Source organism: Skermanella stibiiresistens SB22 (genome assembly GCF_000576635.1).
GTDB lineage: Bacteria > Pseudomonadota > Alphaproteobacteria > Azospirillales > Azospirillaceae > Skermanella > Skermanella stibiiresistens.
Window position 1 is genome coordinate 184188 of the sequence record NZ_AVFL01000005.1, and the last position, 23263, is coordinate 207450.

Genomic DNA, 23263 nt, shown 5'->3' on the forward strand with positions numbered 1-23263 from the left:
GATGCTCCCCGTGCGTCGGAGGGGGGCTACGGGTATTTGATGCTTGCGCCCGGCGCGCGAAGGCTTTAGCGCAGGGCCGTCAAGACTGAGGGATGATCCATGCGTATCGCGTTGCTGACCCTGCCCCTGATCCTGTCCGGGTTCCTGTCCGGCTGCGGTGTGGTCGAGATGATCGCCAGCGGCGTCGCCGACGGCACCAAGTTCGTCATCAACCAAGTCGAGAACGAACCCCAGGTGCGGGAGACCCGACGGCAGCAGGGGTATCCGTCGGCCCAGGAGACTGATCCGGCGGCGGTTGGCGCCACGACCCCCGCTCAAGGCTATCCGACCCAGACCAATCCAGCACAGACCTACTCCGGCCAGCCCGCTGGCCAATCCGGCGGAGCCACCGGCGCGCCGGCACCGCTGGCGGCGCCGGTCACGCCGGTGACCAAGGGCGAGCCGATCAACTGACCGCGACAAATCGTCCGCTCCTCCGGATCGATATCCCTGCCGGCGCTCTTCATGAGAGTGTCCACGCACTTTCCCCGACCTGACCGCGGAACGCGACGATGGACCTAGAGGAATCGATCCGGGCGAACGACGAGGTGGCGACCCCGCGGTCGCTCCGGGCACGCTGGAGCGCGCGGGCGTGTGGCGCCGTCCTGATCCTGCTGGTGCTGGTCCCGGCGATCGATCTTGGCATTTCCGCGATATTCTACAGTCACGGCCTTGGCTTCGTCTGGCGCAACCAGCCGGTGCCGGAGGCGATCCACGAGGCGATCCAGGTGCTCGCCCGCCTCATCGGCGTCGCGACACTGCTGGGACTGGTCCATACCAGCGGCCTTACCCTGTGGGACCGATGGAAGTCGCGCCCTAGCCCCGATCCTGTCGACATCCGCGCCGCGACACTGCTGACACTGGGGCCTAGAAGCTGGGCCTTCCTGTTCCTCGGCTTGGTGCTGGGACCGGGGCTGATCGCCAACGTCGTCCTCAAGGATATGTGGAGCCGTGCCCGCCCGGTCCATGTGGAGGAGTTCGGTGGTCATCAGTATTTCAGCCCGCCCATGGTGATCAGCAACCAATGTGAGAAGAACTGCTCGTTCGTCGCGGGCGACGCGGCGATGGGCTTCTACCTGCAGATTTTCGCCTATGTGGTGGCGCGGCGGCTGGCCGGTCCGTTGCTGATCGTCGGCATGGCAGCCGGGCTGTCGGCGGGGCTTCTCAGGATCGGCATGGGCGCCCATTTCTTCAGCGACGTCATCTATGCCGGAGTTTTCATGACCGTGACCATCGCCGGACTGCATGCGGCCATGTTCGCCCCCAAACAAACGCTCGACCTGTGGCGGCGTTGGACGCCCTGGTGCGACCGCCAATGGCCATCGCGCGGGGGACGACCCTAGTGGCGCCCCGCCACCATCCCCGTTCCTGGTATTCCGAAACCGCCCTGCCCCAACCCGACCATCCGCCGCTGGCGGGCGATCTCCGCTGCGATGTCTGCGTGGTCGGCAGCGGTTACACCGGGCTCTCGACCGCGCTTCACTTGGCGGAACGCGGCTATGACGTCGTGCTGCTGGAGGCCGAGCGGATCGGCTGGGGAGCGTCGGGCCGGAACGGCGGGCAGATCGTCACCGCCTTCAACCCGTCGATGGGAACCATGGCCGGCTGGGTCGGCCAGGACGACGCGCGCCTGCTCTGGGACATGGGCGAGGAGTCGAAGCGGATCCTGATCGACCGGGTGGAGCGCCACGCCATCGATTGCGACCTGCGCTGGGGCTATGTGATGGCCGCCCTGAAGAACCGGCAAATGACCGGCCTGCGCGACATGGAGGCCGAGTGGCGGGACGCCCACGGCTATCGGGACGCGCGTGTGCTGGACCGTTCGGAGATCCGCTCGATGGTCGCCTGCGATCGCTATGTCGGCGGCCTGTTCGATGGCGGCAGCGGACAACTCCATCCCCTGAACTACGCGATCGGGCTGGGACGCGCGGCGGCGGAGGCGGGTGTCAGGATCTTCGAGGGCACCCGGGTCGAGCGGGTCGACACCGGGTCCCATCCCGCCGCCCACACCACCTCGCGCGAGGGCGCCGGAATCGTGCGCGCCAAGCATCTTGTTCTGGCCGGCAACGCCTATCTGGGACGCTTGGTGCCGGAGATCGCGGCCAAGATCATGCCGGTGGCGACCTACATGATCGCGACGGAACCTCTGGGCGCCGAGCGGGCGACCGCCCTGATCCCCAGCGGCCACGCCGTCGCCGATGTCAATTTCGTGCTGAACTACTATCGGCTGTCGCCCGACCACAGGATGCTGTTCGGCGGCGGCGTCAGCTATTCAGGGCTCGATCGGCCCGACCTTCAGCGTATCCTGCGCCGGACGATGCTGCGCTATTTCCCGCGACTGGCCGATGCCAGGATCGATCATTGCTGGGGCGGGCACGTGGCGATCACCCTGAACAGGACACCGCATTTCGGACGGATCGGCGCCAACACCTGGTTCGCCCACGGCTATTCGGGGCATGGCGTCGCGCTGACCGGGCTTGCCGGCAAGCTGATCGCCGAGGCGATCTCGGGAATGGAGGAACGGTTCGACGTCTTCGCCCGATTGCCGCACCAGGGCTTTCCCGGTGGGCTCGCCCGCAAGCCCCTGCTGGTGCTCGCGATGGCCTGGTTCCGTCTGCGCGACCTCCTGTGAGGTTTGAAGAGCCTCATACCGTCGAGTTTACTCGGATGGATCGCGAAGATGCCCTATGGTGGGAGGCGGAATGCCAACCCGCCCCCTCACAGCCAAGTCCGTGTCCGTGCACCCCAGAACCCTTCTCCCGACGATCCTGCCGCCTCTGGCGTTCTGCCTGCTGATCGCCGTGGCACCGACAGCCGCCCTGGCGCAGTCCTGCGCCACGCGCCCACCGCCGCCGAAGGTGGAGGTCAAGACGGCCCAATCCGACGTGCTGGCGAGCGAGGAACTGAGCTTCAGCGAACTGACCCGCATGTTCAGGAAGCCCGGCGCCCATCCCGCCGGTCTCTACATCGGCGCCATCTCGGTCGCCCAGGCGATCCAGTATCGATGGGTCAACGATGGCCGCGAGATCTGCGTCTCGATCGACAAGATAGAGGTGACGCTGACGCTGACCGATCCGAAGATCTTCATCGGGCGCGAGCTGGAGGATGACGGGTGCAGCCGCGAATCCGTCTGGCGGCACGAGATCGTCCATTACCGGATCGATCAGGACGTGCTGGCGCGCTTCACGCCGGTGATCCAGCGGGCCGTCGAGTTCGCCGCCAAGCAGGCCGGCGGCCAAGTCGCCAAGCGCGAGAACGACGTGAACCGGATCGGCGAGAGGATGGCCCGGACGGTCCGCCAACACTTGGACCGGGCATCCCGCGACATGCAGGCCGACCGGGACAGTCTGCACGATCGCCTGGATTCTCGGGAGGAATACGCCCGGACGGGCAAGGTATGCACCGGGGGCGCGGCGTTGGGCAACTCCATGCCCGTGCTGTGCGCGTCCGAACCGCGCCTTTGCACGAACCTGGAGAAGCCCTGAAGCCCCGCCTTGGATCGAGAGTCCGCCGACGGCTTATTCGATGCTTTCCAGGACCTCGCGGATGGTCGTGAACAAGTGGTCGATCTCGGACTTCTCGATGATCAGCGGCGGTGACAAGGCGATGATGTCGCCGGTCGTCCGGATCATCACGCCGCGCTCGAAGCATTTCAGGAAGGCGTCGAACGCGCGCTTGGTCGGCTGGCCTTGCAGCGGCTCCAGCTCAATGCCGGCGATCAGGCCCAGGTTGCGCAGGTCGATGACGTGGCGCGCACCCTTCAGGCTGTGGACCGCGTCCTCCCAATAGGGCGCCAGATCGGCGGCCCGCTGGAACAGGCCGTCCTCCTGGTAGGTCTCCAGGGTCGCCAGGGCGGCGGCGCAGGCGACCGGATGGCCGGAATAGGTGTAGCCGTGGAACAGCTCGATGGCGCCCTCGGGACCGTTCATGAAGGCGTCGTAAATATGCTTCCGGACGAACACGGCGCCCATCGGGATCGTGCCGTTGGTGATGCCCTTGGCGGTGCAGATGATGTCCGGCATGACGCCGAAATACTCGGTCGCGAAGCTGGCGCCGAGACGGCCGAACCCGGTGATGACCTCATCGAAGATCAGGAGGATGCCGTGCTTGTCGCAGATCTCGCGCAGCCGCTGGAGATAGCCTTGCGGCGGGATCAGGACGCCGGTCGAGCCCGCCACCGGCTCGACGATGACGGCGGCGATGTTGGAGGCGTCGTGCAGGGTGACGATCCGCTCCAACTCGTCGGCCAGATGGCCGCCCCACTCCGGCTGGCCCCGGCTGAACGCCTGATGTGCCTTGTCATGGGTGTGCGGCATGTGATCGACACCGGTCAGCAGGCTGCCGAAGAACTTGCGGTTGGTGACGATGCCGCCGACCGAGATGCCGCCGAAGCCGACGCCGTGATAGCCGCGCTCGCGCCCGATCAACCGCTGGCGGGTGCCCTCGCCCTTGGCGCGCTGATAGGCCAGCGCGATCTTCAGGGCGGTATCGACCGATTCGGATCCGGAATTGGTGAAGAAGACGTGGTCCAGATCGCCCGGCATCAGGGTGACCAGACGCGATGCCAGTTCGAACGCGGCCGGGTGGCCCATCTGGAAGGCCGGCGCGTAGTCCAGCTCGAAGATCTGGCGCTGGACCGCCTCGACGATCTTGGGTCGCCGGTGGCCGGCGTTGACGCACCACAGCCCGGCGGCGCCGTCCAGGATCTTTCGGCCGTCCTGCGCGGTGTAATACATCCCCTCGGCCGAGACCAGCATGCGCGGAGCCTTCTTGAATTGCCGGTTCATGGTGAACGGCATCCAGAAAGCTTCGAGGTTGTTCGGCTGGCTGGGCGTCGTGATGCCGTCCATGACGGGCTCTCCTGTGGCGGTGACTGGCGATGGCGCGGGGGGATCGGGCGCTCTATTGGACAGAACTGTCCGGTCCAGATCCTGGATCAGCCTAAGCCACGCTCAAGAAAATCGACAAGTCCTTTCAGTGGCCGAGTCGGCCCAATATCGGCTCTTGCGGACCCACAGCGTTCCTGTTGAATATATTCAACAGGTTTAACAGCCTGATGACGTGGGGACGGCGATTGGAAGGGATGCCGATGGACTTCGATGTGGGCGCCAGACTGCGGGCGATCCGCGAGATGCATGGCCTGTCACAGCGCGAACTGGCGAAGCGGTCCGGCGTGAGCAACGCGTCGGTCTCGCTGATCGAGCAGAACCGGTCCAGCCCATCGGTCGGGTCGCTGAAGAAGGTGCTGGACGGCATCCCAATGAGCCTCGCCGACTTCTTCTCGATGGAACAGGCCCCGCGCGAGCAGGTCTTTTTCAAGGCGGACGATCTGGCGGTGATCAGCGACGGCCCGATCCGCTACGCCCAGGTCGGCCAGGACTTGACGGCCAGGGCGCTCCAGATCCTGCATGAACGCTACGAACCCGGCGCGGACACCGGGCAGAACATGCTGCGTCACGCCTCGGAGGAAGGCGGCGTGGTGCTGCGGGGCCGGCTGGAGGTCACGGTGGGCGACCAGCGCCGCGTGTTGGGGCCGGGCGACGCCTACTACTTCAACAGCAGGCTGCCCCATCGCTTCCGCACGGTCGGCGACGAGGTCTGCGAGGTCGTCAGCGCCTGCACGCCGCCCAGCTTCTAGACGCGGCTGCGTGGTCCCGTCACCGTTTCCGCGCCTTGCGGGCGGCGTAGCGGGCGTCACGGGCGGCTTTTTGCTCCGCCAGCGCGGCGGCGTCGCGCGCCTCCGAATCAGCGGCTTCCTGCAACATATTCTCGTCCCGCAGGGCCTTCTCGGCGCGCTCGGCGGCTTGCCGTTCGGCCTCTTCTACGGCCGCCCGCTCCTTCGCGGCCTTCCGCTCGGCAGCCCGGGCCTCCCGGGCGATACCCGCCTCCCGGCGGGCGGCCTCGCGTTCGGCAACCGCCGGATCGTCCGGGCCGGGCCTGGCGCGGAATTTTTCCAACTGGGCCTTCCGGGCTTCCGCGGCGGCACCCAGCCGGTCGTTGAAGCCCTTTTCCTTGAAACCGCTCATCGATAGTCCAATCCACGTTCCCTGGCTCCACCGTCGTCGCGGAGGACCTCGGCGCCTTTCGGTCGCCGTCGGCCCGCGCCGTACTCGGGGTGAAAACCATCTCTGCTTGGTCTCTTAGCGCTTTTCCCCGGCTCCCGTAAACGGTTTGTCGCGGAAAGCAGACCAGCCTCCCCCATGCCGCGGGACTGGAATCCGTCCCGGTCGTGGCGCGATGAACACGATGGTCATCAGCTTCCGGACCCGATTCCCAAAACGCGGCGAGCTACGCCGCCGCCGGCTCGACCAGATCGCCCAGCTTGTTGAGCAGATAATCGAGATCGTCGGAGGCGAGATCCTCGTACTGGGTCAGGATACGCTCGATCATGCGGCGGCGGTGGCGGTCCAGGTCGCCGGGTTCGCCATCGAACAGCGTCTCATGCGAGACATCGACCGCGACGCGGAACGCCGGCAGCAACCGCGCCGGCAAACCGGCCCGCTCGTAGAGCGACTTCAAACCCAGCCTGCCGGCGTCGTGGATCAGCAAGCGGGCATTGGTCAGTGGCACTTTGCCGAGCAGCGACAGGCTCGCCTCCAGGAAGGCCACGTCGCCCATGCACAGCGCCCTAAGCATCAGCGAGGGGGTCAGGCGCCCGGTGACGCGGAGCTGTTCGACCAGCCGCTCGACATCGGCGCCGTCCTTGCCATCGGTGAACAGCGAGACGGTCGCCCGCTCCCGGCTCTGGAGCACGAGGTCGCCGGCGATCCCGGCCGGCAGTTCATGATGGGAGACCAGGTAGTCGCGCAGCGTGTCCGAGACCAGCGCCACCAGACGCTCGGCGACGGTGACCGGCAACTGATCGCGGTGGACCAGCGGCTCGTGGATGGCGGGGCTGTCGCCGAAGCGGTCCAGCACGCGGCCCAGGCTCTCATCCGCGATGTCGGCGCCCGGATTGGCGATCAGCCGAGCCACCGCCTGTTCGGGAGCCGTCTCGACCAGCACGCCGGACACTTCGGCGCTGACCTCCGACCGGCCGGCGATGGCGGTCTGCTTAGCGACGGTGCCGCTCCGAACCAGTTCGATCAGGTCGTCGTCGGTCAGGACAGACGACGCGCCCAGGACCGGCAAGGCCACCGCCTCGACATCGCGCGCCAGCGTCAGCGCCACATCCCGAGGCAGGCTCAGCGATGATTTGAGGTTCTCGGCGAGGGCTTGGCGCACGCGCTCGGCCGCGTCGCGGGCCATCACCCTGACGATGCCCTCGGCTAGCTTCCGCTCGCCCTCCGTCAGTCTGACGCTTTCGAGGCTCGCCGCCACTTTGGCGGCCATCTCGGCCCTGGTCTGCGGGGAAGGGTCCGCCAGCAGCCGTTCGACATCCCGTTGAGTCAGGTGTTCGGTCATGATTCCAGTCGCGTTACGGCGCCGCTGGACGGTGCGGCGACAAGCCGGGTCCGCCTTTTCGTAGGTGTCCCATGATCCGTAAAAATGCTTAATCTTTGGTGAAGGGAATGGTCGGGGCGATCAAATCCAGCCTCGGCGACCCGCGCGCACGGGGCCACCCTAACGCGCGACAACCCCCTCGCGGCGGCGGGCCCGGGTCAGGGCCAGTTCGATGCGGGCGATCTGGTCCTCGATGGAGACCCAGCGCTCCGAAACCACCTCCAGCTCGCGATCCTCATGGATGTTGGTACCGGGGCGCATGTCGCGCCAGCGGGCGATCTCGGCGTCGCGGGCCTCCAGCAATTCGACGATCTGAAGGCGGAACAGGCGGATCAGCGCGGTGATCCAGCGATTGACCACCCAGGATGGCCGGGCGTGATCGATCACGAAGCAGTCCAGCATTCGGGCGACATCGCCCGACGCGTACCAGGTTTCGCCGGTGACCCAGCGGTTGGTGGTGAACAGGCGGATCGGCAGCCCGGCGCGGTCCATCGAGATGCCGACGAGATGGCATAGCGCGTCATTCTCGCCGCCACTCTCCACGACATCGAACAGCCGCGCGGGAACTATGCCGGGCGGCATGCCAAGGGGGCGCAGGAAGGTGTGGAAATGCCCATGCTCACCGGAGACGCGCTCCTCCTCGGGATGGGCGTGGTAATAGTACTGCGCGTGGAACTCGGCGTCGTAGACATCGCCGGACGGGTAATGCCGCCATTCATAGAAGGTGCCGGCACCCCGCAGGATCTCGCCCACGATGTTGTCGCCGGTCTTGGCCAGCACGCGCTGGCAGTTCATCACCTCACGCGCCGCCTCGGCCATCGCCTGCAACTCGCCCCGTGACAGCGAACCGAAATCGGACATCCCCGAACCATCCCGTTGCCCCGCCCGGCCCGTTCCCTGGACACCCCGGCCGGTGGTTCCGTCAGTTTAACCGACAAACCATGGAGGGGCATTCGAGATTTTCAGCCTATACCCGCGTGGCGGGACCGTGCCGGATTCCGCCCATCGGACGTGAAGTGGAACATGGGGCCGCGGCGATCGGTTACCGTGGTGGAGCCGAAAATCATCCGGCTCGGCCGGACGTCGGCCGGACAAAGGAGCCAACGCATGTCGGGGCGCTTCCTGGTACCACGGTCAACCATCGTGTCGTTGACCTTGCTGGCATACATCTGCCTTGGGCCGGCGGCGGCGGCGCGCGAGGCCCAAGCCAGCCCGATCGGCCTGCCGTCCCAAGTTCTCGGGGCACCTCCCGATCCGGCGGGAGACCGTCCGGACTGGCTGGGCCGCGCGGTGGCGCTGTTCGACCGGGGTGCGCTTTCCAACGAGAGGAATGGCGGCCGTCCGCTGACCAAGTGGACTGCGGAGATCGACATCGCGGTGCGCGGCGACGCCGCCGCCACGTGGCTTCCCAGGGTCGAGGAGATCGCGGCGGAACTGGCCGAACTGACCGGGCGGGTGATCACGGTTCACGACGATCCCCTATGGGCCGGCGACATCGACGTCCATGTGACCAACCACGCCGGTTATTGGCCCTTCCTGGTCGATCCCGTCGATGGCAGGCGTGACCAGCCCTTCACCTGCGTGGCGCTGCCCTCCGCGCTGGACGGCGAGATGCGGGGATCGAGGATCCACATCAACGCGGGCGTCCTGCCGCCCCGGACGGTCCGCGCCTGCCTGATGGAGGAGATATTCCAGAGCATGGGCTTCTTTGGGGAATCGTCAGATGAGCCGTCCTCCCTGCTGGATGACGACATCGGCTACCAGGAACTCGGCAGCCTGGATCGGTTGCTGCTGCGCACCCTCTACGATCCACGGCTGTCGGCGGGGATGGAACGGACCCAGGCGCTGACGGTGGCGCGGCGGATCATGGCGGAGCAGCTTTCCCGGTGAAGCCGCTTCGGTTGGGTTCAGCGGGTGCCGGACTCATCGAAGTAGCGCGCCGCGCCATCATGCGGCGGAACCGCCAGCCCCTCCGTGACGATCGACCGCTTGTCGAGCGCCCGGAGGGCGGGATGCAGGCTCTTGAAGGCGTCGAAGTCCTCGAACACCGTCTTGACGACCTCGTAGACCACGTCGTCGTCGACGGCGGCCGAGCTGACCAGCACCGCCCGGACCCCGAAGGTCTCGACGTCGTCGGGATTGCCGGTATACAGGCCGCCGGGGATGATCGCGCGCGCGTAGAACGGGTTGTCGTCGATCAGCTTGTCGACCCTTGGTCCATCGACGCCGATCAGCTTGACCGAACAGGTCGAGGCCGCCTGCTGGATAAGCCCATTGGGGTGACCGCCGGCGTAGACCACGGCATCGAGCCGATTGTCGCACAGGGCGTCCGCCTGCTCGGCGACCGGCAGTTCGGACGCGAGGCTGAAGTCCCGCACGCTCCACCCCCACGTCTTGAGCACGGTGTCGGCGAGGACGCGGTTGCCGGAGCCCGGCTCGCCGAGATTGACCCGCTTGCCCTTGAGGTCCTTGAACGCGTCGATCCCGGCCGAGGCGCGCGCGACGACGGTGAAGGGCTCGCCATGCAGCGCAAAGACCGACCGCAGCGCCTTGAACGGTCCGTGGTCGCGGAACCGGCCAGTCCCCTTGTGGGCGCTGAACAGCCAGTCGGACTGGACGATCGCCATGTCCAGCTCGCCGGCACGGAGCGAGACGAGGTTGGACAGGGAGCCATCGGTCGCCTCGACCGCGCAGCGGATGGCATGCTGGGTGCGGGCGCGGTTGACCATTCGGCAAACGGCGCCGCCGACGGGATAGTAGAGGCCGGTGATGGCGCCGGTGCCGATCGTCAGATAGCGCGCCTCCTGGGCGCTGGCGGGAGCCGTCGTCCCGAGCGCCGCGACGAGGATGGCGGCGGCGATGAGCCTGGAAAACAGCATTGCGATAGTCATGAACCCTGGCGTGGCCCTTCCCGGCCGAGCTTGGCGGCTTCCGCCAGCGACCACTCGACCAGACGACGGAGCACCTTGCCCAGCGCTTCGTCGTATGCGGTGATGATGTCGTCGAAGCCGCCGCTCCGGGCCGGCTCCAGTTGCTCGAAGGTCTTGCTGGCCTCGATGCTCCGGCGCGGCATGGCGACCAGCTTCGCGTTGATGCGGACATGGACGCGGGGCGGCGCGTTGTCCACCACCGTATCGTATTCGGCCTGGAACTCGCGCAACTCGCTCTTGAGGATGATGTCGGAACGTAGGCCGATGGTGTCGCGGCCGACCGAGATGATCTTGCCGGAGTTCTCGAACGATTCGACCATCAGCGTCTGGATCATGGCGGGCGCCCGGTCGGTCCAGGCGACATCGGCGAAATAATCGAGGCTGGTGACGGCGCGGCTCAGCGCGATCCGGGCGGTGTCGATGCCGGCCGCCGCGACCGGCGGTTCGATCAGGATCTGGGCGCGCACCGCCGGCAGGCTGTCGGTGAAGGTGTTCTTGGGCGTCAGCGTGTACAGCTTCGGCGGCGGCGCGAATCCGGGCAGCGAGCAGCCGCCCGCCAGCAGCGTGGCCAGAACGGGCAGGATAAGGAGGGCGCGTCTCATCGGTCGGTCACTCCACCCGGACGCCCTGGCGCGTGCCGCCGAGCAGGAAATCGCCGGGATCGCGCTCCAGGCGGTTGGTCACCCGGGTCAGGTTGGTCACCAATCCCCGCAATTCGGTGATCAGCAAGGTGAAATCGTACAGGCCGCTGCCGGTGAAATCGGCCAGGGGCTCGCGGTTCTCCTTGACCATGGCCTCGGCCTCCTGGGTCGCCCGGTTGAGCGAGACCGCCAGGGTCCGCAGGTCCCCGGTCAGCTTGGAGACATCGGCCGTCGCCTTGCCCGCTCCCTTGGTCAGCACCTCGGCGTGGTCCCGCAGGTCGAGGACGAGGCCGTTGACCAAGCCGATGGTGGTGCCAAGCTCGCCGACGGTGCCTTCGGCCCCCGCGGAAGCCTTCGCGAGATTATCGGACATGGTGCCGAGATTGGCCAGGATGCGGGCGACCTCCCTTTGGTTGTCCGGCGTGAGGAAGCCGGTGAGCTGACCGGACAGGCCGACCAACCGGTTGAGCAGTTCGGGCGTCGTCTCGGCCAGCGCCGCCAGCGACGACGGGCGGCTCTGGATGATCGGCGGGTCGCCATTCTCGGACTTCAGCAGCGCGCTCTCCTGGGTGCCTCCCGAGATCTCGACATAAACGGCGCCGGAGAGCCCCTCCAGCGCCAGGTAGGCCACCGCGTCCTCCTTGATCGGCGTGTTCGCCGCGACCTCGATGGTGACGCGGACGCGGCCGATGTTGCCGGGGTCGAGCCGGATGTCCCGGACCGTGCCCAGCGCTATGCCGCGATAGCGCACCGGACTGCCGTCCTGCAATCCCGCGACCGAGCCGGTGAACAGGATCTGGTAGCGCGACGAATCCGCCTCATCGAAGCCGGCCTTGGCGAGCCAGACGGTGAAGGCGAACAGGCAGCCCATCAGGAAGAGCGTGAAGGCTCCGACCAGAAGGTAGCTGGCGCGGGTTTCCATGTCTCAGCCCTCCGCCCGCCGTTCGTCACCCGCCAGCGCCGCGCGGCCGCGCGGCCCGTGGAAGTATTCCCTGATCCAGGGATGGTCAAGCAGGCGAAGCTTCTCCAGCGTGTCCACCACGATCCGTTTGTCAATCAGCACGGCGATACGGTCGCAGATCGCGCGCAGGCTGTCGAGGTCGTGGGTTACCATGAAGACCGTCAATCCCAGGCTGCGTTGGAGGTTGCGGATCAGAGCGTCGAACGCGGCGGCGCCGATTGGGTCGAGGCCGGCGGTCGGCTCGTCGAGGAACAGGATCTCCGGGTCCAAGGCCAAAGCCCGCGCCAGCCCGGCGCGCTTCCGCATGCCGCCCGACAGCTCGGAGGGGTATTTGCTCCCGGCCGACGGCGGCAATCCAGTCATGGCGATCTTGATGCGGGCGACCTCGGCGATGGTGAAGGGATCGAGGCTGGTATGCTCCTTCAAGGGAACCTGGATGTTCTCCGACACGGTCATCGAGCTGAACAGGGCGCCGTCCTGGAACAGCACGCCCCAGCGGGCCTGGAGCCGGATGCGGGCCGCGTCGTCCAGCGTGGCGGTGTCGTCCCCCAGCACCTGGATCGTTCCGGCGGCGGGGCGCACCAAGCCGATGATCGCCTTGAGCAGCACCGATTTTCCGGTCCCCGACCCGCCAACCACACCCAGCACCTCGCCCCGGCGCACGTCCAGGTCGAGACCGTCGTGGATGGTCTGGACGCCGAACCGGGTGACCAGGCCGCGCACTCGGATGACCGGCTCGCTTCGTGTCGCCACGGGCTCAGACGCCAAGATAGGAGAAGAGGATCGAGAAGAGGGCATCGAGCACGATCACCAGGAAGATCCCCACCACCACCGATCGGGTCGTCAGACGACCGACGCTCTCGGCGCTGCCGCTCACCCTCAACCCCTCATAGCACCCGACCAAGGCTATCACGAAGGCGAACACCGGCGCCTTGGACAAACCGACCATCAATGTCGACAGGGTGATGGCGCCGTGAAGCTGCTGGACGAACTGGCCGAAGCTGATGTCCAGCACGAAATAGCACATGACGGCGCCCCCCAGCAGGCCGACGACATCGGCGTAGAACGCCAGCAGGGGCAGCGTGATCATCAAGGCGAGGGCGCGGGGCAGCACCAGCAATTCCATCGGGTCGAGCCCGAGCGTGCGGAGCGCGTCGATTTCCAGGTTGACGTTCATGGTCCCGATCTGCGCCGTGAAGGCGGAACCGGAGCGGCCGGCGATGATGATCGAGGTCATCAGGATGCCGATCTCGCGCAGGATCGAGATGCCGAGCAGGTTGACCACGAACAACTCCGCGCCGAACTGGCGCAGTTGGTCGGCCCCCTGATAGGCCAGGACGACGCCGATCAGGAAAGACAGCAGCCCGACGATCGGCAGCGCGTTGAGGCCGGTCTGCTCCATGTGGTGGACCACCGCCGTCAGCCTCAGCCGGCGGGGCCGGAGCAGTGTCCCGACCAGGGCCGTCACCATCATGCCGAGGAAGTTCAGCAGGTCGCGCAGGTCCCGGCCAACCTGTACGGCGGCGCGGCCGGTGCGCTCGACCATCGCCAGGATCGGATGGGGATCCGTCGGCTTGGATGGCTCGCAGCTCCGGTCGGCCCGGTGGACGGCGTCGATCAAGGTGGCGTGCTCCGGGCGGGCGCCGGTCATGGCCACCGGGATACCGTCCGCCTCCAGGCGATCGACCAGCCGGAGCAGCAGCAAGGCGCCGACGGTGTCGACCGCGTCCAGCGCCGACAGGTCGAGACTGAGCGGTCGCGCCGCCGCTTTGGGCCGCACCGCCGCCAAAACGGGCGCCAGACCGCCGGCGGTCGCGATCACCCAGTGTCCACCGGCGGCTATGACATCGCCACCGCCATCTCCGCCACTCCCGTCCCATCGAAGCCAAGCCCTATCATCCGGCATGACGGGTCTCCCGTTTGCATGAGGGGCGCGCGGCGACTAGGATGCCGGTCGCGCCGCGAAAGGCATCGAGCCGATCCAGGCCACCAAGTCACGGGTCAAGAAGTCACCGGAACGCGTAGGACAGCGATGAACATCAAGGACCATATCCGAAGCATCCCGGACTTTCCAAAGCCCGGAATCATGTTCTACGACATTTCCACCCTGCTCGCCCACGCTGAAGCGTGGCGGGACACGGTGCGCCAGCTGAAGGAGGCGGTCGAGCCCCATAAGCCCGCGCTTCTGGTCGGCATCGAATCCCGCGGGTTCCTGGCGGCGGCACCGCTGGCGCTGGCGATGGGCCTGGGCTTCGTGATGATCCGCAAACGCGGCAAGCTGCCGGGCGACATCATCACCCACAACTACGACCTGGAATACGGCACCGACACGATCGAGATCCAGGCCGACGCGATCAAGCCAGGCACCCGCGTGGTGGTGCTCGACGACCTGCTGGCCACCGGCGGCACCATGGCGGCGGCCATCAGCCTGCTGCGCCGGGTTGGCGCCGACGTGGCCGCCGCGCAGTTCATCATCGAACTGGGCTTCCTGAACGGCGCCGCCAAACTGGACGTGCCCGTCCAGTCGGTGGTGCGGTACGAGTCCTAGGCGCCCTGGAGCGCCGCCGCCGCGAGTTTCGCCGCCGCCAGCAGCATGGCGTCCCCGCCTCGGCGGGCGACCAGCGACAATCCCACGGGGCAGCCGTCGACCTCGGCGGCGGGGATGCTGACCTGGGGCAGGCGGGCGAGGCCGGCGACGCAGGTCATGCTCATGACGCGGGCGCGGAACTGGTCCATTTCGCCCTGCGGCGTGTCCTTGAGCGGCGCCACGGTCGGCGAGGTCGGCATCAGCAGCAGGTCGCCATTGCACAGCAGGCTGTCCATCTGCTCGGTCATGCGGCGGCGGAAGTTGTCGGCCTGGGCCGCCGCGGCCTCCGTCACGGTCGAGGCCACCTGGAAACGTTCCGCCACACCCGGCCCGAACAGCGGGCGATGCCCGGTGATCCATGCCCCATGGGTGCTCCAGACCTCGCGCATCTGAAGCGTCCGGAAGGCGTCCAGCCAGCCCTCGTTCAAACCGCCGCCGCTGAGCGTCACGTCGCGCGGCGACCCCAGCGCCGCCGTCACGGCGTCAATCGCGGGCCCCAGCGCCTGCCTGACGGGGGGATCGGTCAGCGCGAAGGCGTCCTCGACCAGCAGGATGTTGCGGGGGCGTCCGCCCTCCTCCTTGAGATCGAGCAGCACGCGGCCAAGCCGCTCCAGCAGGTCGGCGTCGGGCGCGAACCAGCCGACGGTGTCGAAGCTGGGAGCCAGGAGCGCCACGCCGTCGAGCGGGACGCTGCCATGGGTCGGGCGGAACCCCAGGATGCCGCAGAACGAGGCCGGCACGCGGACCGAGCCGCCCGTGTCGGTGCCGAGCGCCATCGGCACGGCGCCGCCGGCCACGGCGGAGGCCGATCCGCTGGAGGAACCGCCGGGGATGCGCTGGGGAGCCTTCGGGTTGAGCGGCGTGCCGTAATGAGCGTTCTGGCCATTGATGCTGAAGGCCAACTCGTCGGTGATGGTCTTGCCGACCAGCCGCGCGCCCGCGTCCAACATCATCTGGACCGCCTTGGCGGTGCGGGTCGCCACCGGATGGGATGACAGCCAAGCGGGATTGCCGGCACCGGTTGGATGCCCCGCGACATCGAACAGGTCCTTGGCCGCGAAGGTCAGGCCGGCCAGCGGACCGTCGGCGGCACCCGGAATATCCACATCGACGTGGCGACAGAACGCGCCGAGCTTCTCCCAACCGGGCTTCCTGCCAGCATCGATTCTCATTTTTCACCCGGTCCATCAGCGACATAGAACATAAGTCTAACCATAGCCCGCGACGCCTCCATCGCAAGCCTATAAGAAGAGCAATATACCGCCTAAATCCTGTGCAGGAGAGAGCCCTTAACCGGCATCCCCGTGGCCACGCGGGGGTACATCCGGCTTTGGCGGCGGCCTTCAAACCGGGTCTGGGACCAATGGCACGCCGCGTGCGAGCCTCCGCCGACACGCTGATCCCATGTCCCATCAAGGGGGAGCAAGCAATGGTGATGAACCCGCTCGGCTCGGCGCCGGCGAACCGGTGGCGCGTCTCCCGCGAGACGGTCGACATGGTCCGTCCGCCGGCGACACCCCATCCGCTGGCGGCCAAGGCGGAGCCGCAGAACATCGTGATCGATCTGGCCCGGACGGCGATCGTCGTGATCGACATGCAGAACGACTTCTGCTCTCCCCACGGCTGGCTGGCGCATATCGGCGTCGACGTCACCGCCGCCCGCACCCCGATAGCGCCGCTCACCGCGTTGATGCCGCGGCTGCGCGCCAAGGGGGTGCCGGTCCTGTGGGTCAACTGGGGCAACCGGCCGGACCGGCTGAACCTCAGCCCGTCGCTGCTCCACGTCTACAAGCCGACGGGCGAGGGCGTCGGCCTGGGCGATCCCCTGCCCGGCCCGGCGGGACCGGCGGCAGGGGCCAAGGTGCTGGAACGCGACAGCTGGGCGGCGGCGATCGTCGACGGGCTCGCGGTGGCCCCGACCGACATCCACGTCGCCAAGTACCGGATGAGCGGTTTCTGGGATACCGAACTGGACAGCATCCTCCGCAATCTTGGCGTCAAGACGCTGTTGTTCGCGGGCGTCAATGTCGACCAGTGCGTGATGTGTACCCTGCAGGACGCCAATTTCCTCGGCTACGACTGCGTGCTGGTCGGCGATTGCGCCGCGACCACCTCGCCCAGCTATTGCCTCGAGGCCACCCTGTACAACGTCAAGCAATGCTTCGGCTTCGTCACGACATCCGACCACCTGCTGAACGGCATGAGGGATTGAGCGACATGGCACCCGTCCAGGAAACCGCCGGGGACTTGGTGGTCAAGACCGCCGCCGATTACCGTGCGTTCCGGATCAGTCCGGACGACACCAATTACATGGCCTGCGTGTTCGATCCGATTGGCGAAGGCGTGCCGTTCACCTGCGTGGTCGAGATCTACGATGTCGGCGGCAAGACGCCACCGAACAGCCACCAGCGCGCCCACGAGATGTTCTTCATCCTGAAAGGCGAGGGCCGCGCCCACTGCGATGGCCGGACCGTCGAGCTCCGGACCGGCGACGCGATCCTGCTGCCGCCGACCAGCGTCCACGTCATCGAGAACACCGGGGCGTCCAAGCTGTACGCGCTCTGTACGATGGTGCCGAACGAGGACTTCGCCGAGATGATCCACGCCGGCACCCCGGTGGCGCTCGATGACGAGGACAGGGCGGTCCTGACGGGCATGCGGTCGCCATGATCGCCCTGGCCGGCGGGCGCGACCGGAACACCACGCCGCTGCCGGTGCGGCCACCGCGCACCGTCTCGATGACGACGCGCGACGGTGTCCGGCTGGACGCCGACATACACGAACCGGACGCCCCCGGCCCCTTCCCCGTCCTTCTGATGCGCCAGCCCTATGGCCGCTCGATCGCGTCGACCGTCGTCTACGCCCATCCGCAATGGTACGCGGCCCATGGCTACATCGTGGTCGTCCAGGACGTTCGCGGCTGCGGCACCTCGGCGGGCGAGTTCAGGCTGTTCGACCACGAGGTCGAGGACGGCGCCGATTCCGTGGCCTGGGCCGCCGGACTGCCCGGATCGACGGGGGTGGTCGGCATGTACGGGTTCTCCTATCAGGGCAACACGCAGCTCTTGGCGCTGGCCGGCGGCGCCCCGGCCCTGAAGGCGCTGTGCCCAGCCATGGTCGGCTGGGACATGCACGACGACTGGGCCTATGAGGGGGGAGCCTTCCGGCTGGCCGACAACCTGGGCTGGGGCATCCAGATGGCGGCGGAGGCCGCGCGGCGGCGCCAGGACTTCATCGCGCATCAGGCGCTCTACGCGGCGGCGCGGGTATTGCCGCTGGACGAGGAACTGCCGACCCATCCCCGCGTCCTGCGCGGCTACGCCCGCTATTCCCACTACGACGACTGGTTGGGCCATCCGCAGCCGGGTCCTTTCTGGGACCGGATCTCGCCGCGCGCGGCGCTGACCGGCAAGCCGGTGGACGTGCCGATGCTCCATATCGGCGGCTGGTTCGACCAGATGCTGACCGGTACGCTGGGCGCCTTCAAGGAGATCGCCGCCCGCACCGACGCGCCGCAACGGCTGATCGTCGGCCCCTGGACCCACATGCCCTGGATCCGCAAGGTCGGGAGCGTCGATTTCGGCCCGGAGGCCGCCAGTCCGGTCGACCGCGAGCAGATCGCCTGGTTCGACCGCTTCCTGAAGGGCCAGCCGGCGCCGGACGCCCCGGCGGTCGACCTGTTCGACCTGGGGACCGGGCACTGGCGGAGCTTCGACGCTTTGCCCGACCCGGAGCCGAGCCACCTCCACATCGCCACCACGGGGCTGGCCGCCGTCTCGACCGAGGAAGGCAGGCTGGTCGAGCGGCCGAGCGGGACCGGCGTGGATAGGATCGTCCATGACCCGTGGCGTCCGGTGCCGACGGTCGGCGGCCACGCCGCCATCCAGGCCGGCATGCGCGACCGGTCGGAGGTGGACCAGCGCGGCGACGTCGCCTGCTACACGACGGAACCGCTGTCCTCCCCGGTGACCTTGGCCGGCCCAGTGGCGCTGGAACTGGCGGTGCTGTCCGACGCCGCCAGCTTCGACGTCTCCGCCGTGCTGTCCAGGGTCGAGCCGGACGGCCGGGTGCTGAACCTGACGCAGGGGCACGCCCGGGTCGAGGAAGGGGCCGCGACCCTGCCCTTGCGCGTTGCGATGCGCGCCGTCTGCGCCACGGTCCCAGCTGGTTGCCGCCTGCGCCTGAGCCTCGCCGGCGCCTGCTTCCCGGCCTTTCCGGTCAACCCCGGCACGGGTGCCGAGGCGGCGGAGACGCGACTGGTCGATTGCCGGACGATCACCCTGGCCTTTCACACCGCTGGAACGCGGCTGACGCTTCCGCTACTCAAGGCGGTATGAGGATACACGTCATTTTCGCCCACCCGGTCGACACCAGCTTCAACGCCGCGATCCACCGGACGGTGGTCGCGGCGCTGGAACGGGCGGGCCACGAGGTCCGCGATTTCGACCTCCACGCCCGCGGCTTCGACCCCACCCTGGGCGCCCGGGAGCGCGAGGACTATCACACGACCGGCGTCAACGAGGCGCCGGTCAGGGAGTACGTCGATGCCCTGCGCTGGGCCGACGCGCTGGTCTTCGTTTTTCCCACCTGGTGGTACGGCGTGCCCGCCATCCTGAAGGGCTATCTGGACCGCGTCTGGCTGCCGGGGGTGGCCTTCCACCTGCCGGAGGACGGCGGCAGGATCCAGCCGGGGCTGACCAACATCCGCAAGCTGGCGATCATCACGACCCATGGCTCGCCCTGGTGGTTCATGAAGTTCTGGATGCGCGACCCCGGCAAGGCGGTGTTCACGCGCGGGCTGAGGCCGCTGATGGCGCGCGGCTGTCGCGTGGTCCATCTGGCCCACGCGTCGATGGACAAATCAACGCCCGAGAGCCGGCGGCGCTTCCTTGCGAAGGTCGACAAGACGCTCTCGCGCTTCTGATCCGGCGCATCCGAGGTCGGGGCGGTCGCGGGCGGAACGCATATTACAATGACATATTAGGATTGAAAGTTTCATACAACACGCCTTAAATTCATTCTTCGAGTCCACTCGGTCCCAGCGGTGCCCCATGCAGATCCTGATCGCCGAGGACAACCCGATCAATCAGAAGCTGGTCGATCTGATCTGCCGCAGGGCCGGCTACCAGACACGCGTCGTCCCGGATGGCGAGGCCGCCGTCAAGGCCATGGCCGACGGCGGCATCCGGCTGATCCTGATGGACGTGATGATGCCGCGGATGGATGGCATCCAGGCGACGCGCCTGATCCGCGCCATGCCCGGCGAGGCGGGACGCACCCCCATCGTCGCGGTCACCGCCCACACCGACGGCGACAACCGGGAAGCCTGCCACACCGCCGGCATGGACGCCTTCATCGGCAAACCGGTCCGGCCCGCCGAACTGCTGACGGTGATGTTCGGGCTGCTAAAACGGGCCGAGGGCTGAAGGCCCTTCATGAGTGGTGGCATCTTTGGTGGAGGAAGTAGGTCGGCTATGGCGCAGCGGCAGCCGAAATCACTCCCGACGCGCCTGCTTGTCGGATGCCGCTTCGCTTTATCCGACCTACGGCTGAAGGCGTTTGCCCGCGACACTCCGCCCGATCACTCCGCCGGGTGCGGCTGAACGTGCGGGATGGCGGGGGCGTCTTCCTGGAAGGGTCTCTTGCGCGCGATGTAGGTGTAGACCGTCGGCACCACGAACAGGGTCAGCAGCGTGCCCAGCAGCATGCCGCCGACGATCACGGCGCCGATCGCCTGACGGCTCTCGGCACCGGCGCCGGTCGCGAAGGCCAGCGGCACGGCACCCAGGACCATGGCGCCTGTCGTCATCAGGATCGGGCGAAGCCGCAGCACGGTGGACTGGATTACGGCGTCGCGCACGTCGACGCCCTGGCGCTGGAGCTGGTTGGCGAATTCGACGATCAGGATGCCGTGCTTGGTGATCAGTCCGACCAGCGTCACCAGCCCGATCTGGCTATAGACGTTCATGGTGGCGCCGGTCAGCTGGAGCGCCAGCAAGGCGCCGGTCATCGACAGCGGGACGGTCAGCATGATCACGAAGGGATCGACGAAGCTCTCGAACTGCGCCGCCAGCACCAGATAGATGAAGGCCAGCGCCAGCACGAAGGTGACGTAGAGGCCACTGCTCGACTCGCGGAATTCCCGACTCTGGCCCGAGTAGTCGACCTGCGCCGCCGCCGGCAGCGACCGTTCCGCCGCGGCGGTCAGGAAGGCCAGCCCCTCGCCCATCGTGTAGTTCGGCCCCAGCGTCGCGGTGATCGTGGCGGAGCGGAGCTTGTTGAAGTGGTTCAGCTCCTTCGGCGAGACCCGCTCCTCGATCCTGATCAGGTTGGCGAGGCTGATCATATCGCCCTTCTTGCCCCTGACATGGATCCTGGCGATGTCGTCCGGGTTGGTGCGGTCGACGCCGCCGACCTGGACAATCACGTCGTATTGCTTGCCGTTGCGTTTGAACCGGGTGACCTGCCGGCCACCCAGCAGGGTTTCCAGCGTCCGTCCGATGGTGTCGATCTCCAACCCCATGTCCGCCGCCTTGTCGCGGTCGAGCGAGATCTTCAGCTCCGGCTTGTTCAGCTTGAGGTCGGTGTCGATGTTGACCAAGCCGGGATTGGTCCGTGCCTCGGCTATCATCTTATCGACCATGCCCTGGAGGTCGCGGTAGGGCAGCGAGGTTTGGATGACGAACTGGATCGGCTTGTCGGTCGGGCTCTGCCCCAGCGACGGCGGGTTGACCGGAAAGGCCAGCGTGCCGGGCACGCCGAAGAACTTCGGCGCCAGTTGCTGGACGACCGTCTGCTGCTTGATGTCGCGGTCCTTCCAGTCGATCAGCCGGACGAAGGTGATGCCCTGGTTGACCACTGGGAAGCCGACGACCATGAAGAACTTCTCGACCACCGGCACCTGCTTGACGAAGCCTTCGAGCACGCGGGCGTAGCGGTCGGTGTACTCCATGGTCGAGCCTTCTGGCGCTATCACGATGCCGACGATGGTGCCGCGGTCCTCGGTCGGTGCCAGCTCCGACTTGATCTGGCCGAACAGGACGTAGCTGGCCGCCGCGACGCCGAGCCCGATCAGCACGATGACCGGCCGGGCCCGCAGCGACAGCCGCAGGACCCAGCGGTAGCCGTTGGTCAGGCCGTTCAGGAAGCCCTCGATCAGGTTGTAGAAGAAGCCATGGCGCGCCTGATGCTTGAGCAGCTTGGAGCACATCATCGGCGACAGCGTCAGCGCCACGAAGCCGGAGACCAGCACCGCGCTCGCCAGGGTCAGCGCGAACTCGGTGAACAGCCGCCCCGTGCGTCCGGTCTGGAAGCCGATCGGCGCGTACACCGCCGCCAGCGTGATGGTCATCGCGACCACCGCGAAACCGATCTCGCGCGAGCCCTGGAGGGCCGCGCGGAACGGCGGCATGCCCTCCTCGACGTGGCGGTAGATGTTCTCCAGCATGACGATGGCGTCGTCCACCACCAGCCCGATCGCCAGGACCATCGCCAGCAGGGTCAGCGTGTTGATGCTGAAACCGAAGACGAACATGATCGCGAAGGTGCCGATCAGCGACACCGGGATGGTGACCAGCGGGATCAGGGTCGCGCGCAGCGACCGCAGGAAGAAGAAGATCACCAGCACGACCAGGACGATCGCTTCCAGGATCGTGTGGAACACGGCGTTGATCGACTCGGCGATGAAGACCGAGCTGTCATAGCCGATATCGACGCTCATGCCGTCCGGTAGGGTCGACCGGATCACCGGCAGGGTCGTCTGCACCGCCTTGGAGACATCCAGCGGATTGGCGGTCGATTGCTTGACGACGCCCATCGCGACGGCGTTGCGGCCGTTGAACCGCGCCAGCACCCGCTCGTCCCGCGCGCCGATCTCGGCCCGTCCGACATCGCCCAGGCGGACCAGATAGCCCGATTCGTCACGCAGGATGACGTTCTCGAACTCGACCGGCGTCCGCATGTCGGTCTCGGACACGACGGTGAACTCGCGCTGGACGCTCTCCACCCGGCCCGCCGGGATCTCGATGTTCTGGCGGCGGAGCGCGGTCTCGACGTCCTGCGGCGTCACCTTGTAGGCGGCCATGCGGGTGGGGTCGAGCCAGATCCGCATGGCGTATTTGCGCTCGCCGAAGATGCGGATATCGGCGACGCCGGGCAGGTTCTGCAACCGGTCCTTGACGAAGCGGTCGGCGTAGTCGGTGACGTCCAGCGGCGTGTGGCGGTCGCTGGAGAAGGCCAGATAGATGATCGGCTGGGCGTCGGCCTCGACCTTGGCGATGACCGGCTCGTCGATCTCGTCCGGCAGGCCGCCGCGCACGCGTCCGACCCGGTCGCGCACGTCGTTGGCCGCGACGTCGACCTCGCGCGTGATGCGGAAGCGCACCGTGATCTGGCTGGTTTCCGACCGGCTGATCGAGGACATCACGTCGATGCCCTCGATGCCGGCCAGACTTTCCTCCAGCGGCTGGGTCACTTGGCTCTCGACGATCTCGGCGCTGGCGCCCTGGTACTTGGTGGTCACCGTGACCACCGGCTCGTCGATCTTGGGATATTCGCGCACCGCCAACCGCTGATAGGCCACGATGCCGATCAGCAGCACCGTCAGGCTCATGACGGTGGCGAGGACCGGGCGCCGGATGCTGAGTTCGGAGATTTGCATGGG

Annotated in this window: 23 protein-coding genes; 12 read left to right on the forward strand and 11 right to left on the reverse strand. The window is 67.3% G+C overall.

Translation table 11 applies throughout. The annotated features are described in order from the left end of the window. Positions 1-99 precede the first annotated feature (99 nt). The 4 genes from N825_RS09010 to N825_RS09025 all read left to right on the forward strand — a co-directional run bounded on the left by N825_RS09010 (position 100) and on the right by N825_RS09025 (position 3524). The gene (locus tag N825_RS09010; RefSeq protein WP_037449908.1) at positions 100-453 is read left to right on the forward strand and encodes a hypothetical protein; all 354 of its coding nucleotides are present in this window, start codon (positions 100-102) and stop codon (positions 451-453) included. Between the two features lie 98 nt (positions 454-551). Then, positions 552-1382 carry a phosphatase PAP2 family protein gene (locus N825_RS36320; protein ID WP_051511781.1) on the forward strand — a complete coding sequence of 277 codons (831 nt, stop codon included), beginning with the start codon at positions 552-554 and terminating at the stop codon, positions 1380-1382. Beyond that, positions 1355-2671: an NAD(P)/FAD-dependent oxidoreductase gene (locus N825_RS09020; protein ID WP_051511784.1), complete on the forward strand. Its 1317-nt coding sequence runs from the start codon at positions 1355-1357 to the stop codon at positions 2669-2671. The genes N825_RS36320 and N825_RS09020 overlap by 28 nt, the downstream gene beginning before the upstream one ends. A 70-nt stretch (positions 2672-2741) precedes the next feature. Further along, complete coding sequence (locus N825_RS09025) at positions 2742-3524, forward strand: hypothetical protein (RefSeq protein WP_037449910.1); 783 nt, start codon at positions 2742-2744, stop codon at positions 3522-3524. 33 nt (positions 3525-3557) lie between these two features. Here N825_RS09025 and aptA read toward each other — a convergent pair whose 3' ends face one another. Continuing rightward, on the reverse strand, positions 3558-4889 hold the full coding sequence (gene aptA, locus N825_RS09030; protein ID WP_037449913.1) for an omega-aminotransferase AptA: 1332 nt from the start codon (positions 4887-4889) through the stop codon (positions 3558-3560). A 239-nt stretch (positions 4890-5128) separates the two neighbouring features. Between aptA and N825_RS09035 the strand changes: the two genes are divergently transcribed. Beyond that, entirely contained in the window at positions 5129-5677 is a 549-nt protein-coding gene (locus N825_RS09035; protein WP_037450311.1) for a cupin domain-containing protein, read from the forward strand. 19 nt (positions 5678-5696) lie between these two features. On the opposite strand, the gene N825_RS09040 is transcribed toward N825_RS09035, so the two are convergent. The 3 genes from N825_RS09040 to N825_RS09050 form a co-directional block, all read right to left on the reverse strand. Next, complete coding sequence (locus tag N825_RS09040) at positions 5697-6065, reverse strand: DUF6481 family protein (RefSeq protein ID WP_037449916.1); 369 nt, start codon at positions 6063-6065, stop codon at positions 5697-5699. Between the two features lie 262 nt (positions 6066-6327). Continuing rightward, positions 6328-7443 (reverse strand): SpbR family protein, encoded by a 1116-nt coding sequence (gene spbR, locus N825_RS09045; protein ID WP_037449919.1) that lies wholly within the window; start codon positions 7441-7443, stop codon positions 6328-6330. Positions 7444-7602: 159 nt separating this feature from the next. Continuing rightward, positions 7603-8343 (reverse strand): DUF6969 family protein, encoded by a 741-nt coding sequence (locus N825_RS09050; protein ID WP_037449922.1) that lies wholly within the window; start codon positions 8341-8343, stop codon positions 7603-7605. Between the two features lie 246 nt (positions 8344-8589). Here N825_RS09050 and N825_RS09055 point away from each other — a divergent pair, with 246 nt between their 5' ends. Beyond that, positions 8590-9372, forward strand: a complete 783-nt coding sequence (locus tag N825_RS09055; RefSeq protein WP_198038242.1) for a DUF2927 domain-containing protein — start codon at positions 8590-8592, stop codon at positions 9370-9372. A gap of 17 nt (positions 9373-9389) precedes the next feature. Here the strand turns inward: N825_RS09055 and N825_RS09060 are convergent, their stop codons facing one another. From N825_RS09060 to N825_RS09080, 5 genes are read right to left on the reverse strand one after another with little or no spacing between them, the layout of a single operon-like run. After that, on the reverse strand, positions 9390-10373 hold the full coding sequence (locus N825_RS09060; protein ID WP_245613059.1) for a TAXI family TRAP transporter solute-binding subunit: 984 nt from the start codon (positions 10371-10373) through the stop codon (positions 9390-9392). Further along, the gene (locus tag N825_RS09065) at positions 10370-11014 is read right to left on the reverse strand and encodes an ABC-type transport auxiliary lipoprotein family protein (protein WP_037449931.1); all 645 of its coding nucleotides are present in this window, start codon (positions 11012-11014) and stop codon (positions 10370-10372) included. The genes N825_RS09060 and N825_RS09065 overlap by 4 nt, the downstream gene beginning before the upstream one ends. A 7-nt stretch (positions 11015-11021) precedes the next feature. Next, positions 11022-11975, reverse strand: a complete 954-nt coding sequence (locus N825_RS09070; RefSeq protein ID WP_037449933.1) for an MlaD family protein — start codon at positions 11973-11975, stop codon at positions 11022-11024. Between the two features lie 3 nt (positions 11976-11978). Then, positions 11979-12812 carry an ABC transporter ATP-binding protein gene (locus tag N825_RS09075; protein ID WP_051511786.1) on the reverse strand — a complete coding sequence of 278 codons (834 nt, stop codon included), beginning with the start codon at positions 12810-12812 and terminating at the stop codon, positions 11979-11981. Then, positions 12772-13920, reverse strand: coding sequence for an MlaE family ABC transporter permease (locus N825_RS09080; protein WP_084164571.1), 1149 nt, complete (start codon positions 13918-13920; stop codon positions 12772-12774). The genes N825_RS09075 and N825_RS09080 overlap by 41 nt, the downstream gene beginning before the upstream one ends. Before the next feature lie 126 nt (positions 13921-14046). Between N825_RS09080 and N825_RS09085 the strand changes: the two genes are divergently transcribed. Beyond that, the gene (locus N825_RS09085) at positions 14047-14562 is read left to right on the forward strand and encodes an adenine phosphoribosyltransferase (RefSeq protein WP_037449939.1); all 516 of its coding nucleotides are present in this window, start codon (positions 14047-14049) and stop codon (positions 14560-14562) included. On the opposite strand, the gene N825_RS09090 is transcribed toward N825_RS09085, so the two are convergent. Then, on the reverse strand, positions 14559-15773 hold the full coding sequence (locus tag N825_RS09090) for an amidase (RefSeq protein ID WP_037449942.1): 1215 nt from the start codon (positions 15771-15773) through the stop codon (positions 14559-14561). The two genes, N825_RS09085 and N825_RS09090, sit on opposite strands and share 4 nt — an antisense overlap. A 257-nt stretch (positions 15774-16030) precedes the next feature. On the opposite strand from N825_RS09090, the gene N825_RS09095 reads away from it, so the two are divergent. From N825_RS09095 to N825_RS09115, 5 genes are all read left to right on the forward strand, one after another. Then, positions 16031-16813 carry a cysteine hydrolase family protein gene (locus N825_RS09095; protein ID WP_037449945.1) on the forward strand — a complete coding sequence of 261 codons (783 nt, stop codon included), beginning with the start codon at positions 16031-16033 and terminating at the stop codon, positions 16811-16813. 5 nt (positions 16814-16818) lie between these two features. Further along, the gene (locus N825_RS09100) at positions 16819-17271 is read left to right on the forward strand and encodes a cupin domain-containing protein (RefSeq protein WP_037450317.1); all 453 of its coding nucleotides are present in this window, start codon (positions 16819-16821) and stop codon (positions 17269-17271) included. Continuing rightward, complete coding sequence (locus tag N825_RS09105) at positions 17268-18938, forward strand: CocE/NonD family hydrolase (RefSeq protein ID WP_198038243.1); 1671 nt, start codon at positions 17268-17270, stop codon at positions 18936-18938. Before N825_RS09100 ends, N825_RS09105 begins: the two co-directional genes overlap by 4 nt. Continuing rightward, positions 18935-19525, forward strand: a complete 591-nt coding sequence (locus N825_RS09110) for an NAD(P)H-dependent oxidoreductase (protein ID WP_037449948.1) — start codon at positions 18935-18937, stop codon at positions 19523-19525. The genes N825_RS09105 and N825_RS09110 overlap by 4 nt, the downstream gene beginning before the upstream one ends. A gap of 127 nt (positions 19526-19652) precedes the next feature. Further along, complete coding sequence (locus N825_RS09115) at positions 19653-20027, forward strand: response regulator (RefSeq protein ID WP_051511788.1); 375 nt, start codon at positions 19653-19655, stop codon at positions 20025-20027. A 155-nt stretch (positions 20028-20182) separates the two neighbouring features. On the opposite strand, the gene N825_RS09120 is transcribed toward N825_RS09115, so the two are convergent. Beyond that, entirely contained in the window at positions 20183-23260 is a 3078-nt protein-coding gene (locus tag N825_RS09120) for an efflux RND transporter permease subunit (RefSeq protein WP_037449950.1), read from the reverse strand. Between the last annotated feature and the right edge of the window lie 3 nt (positions 23261-23263).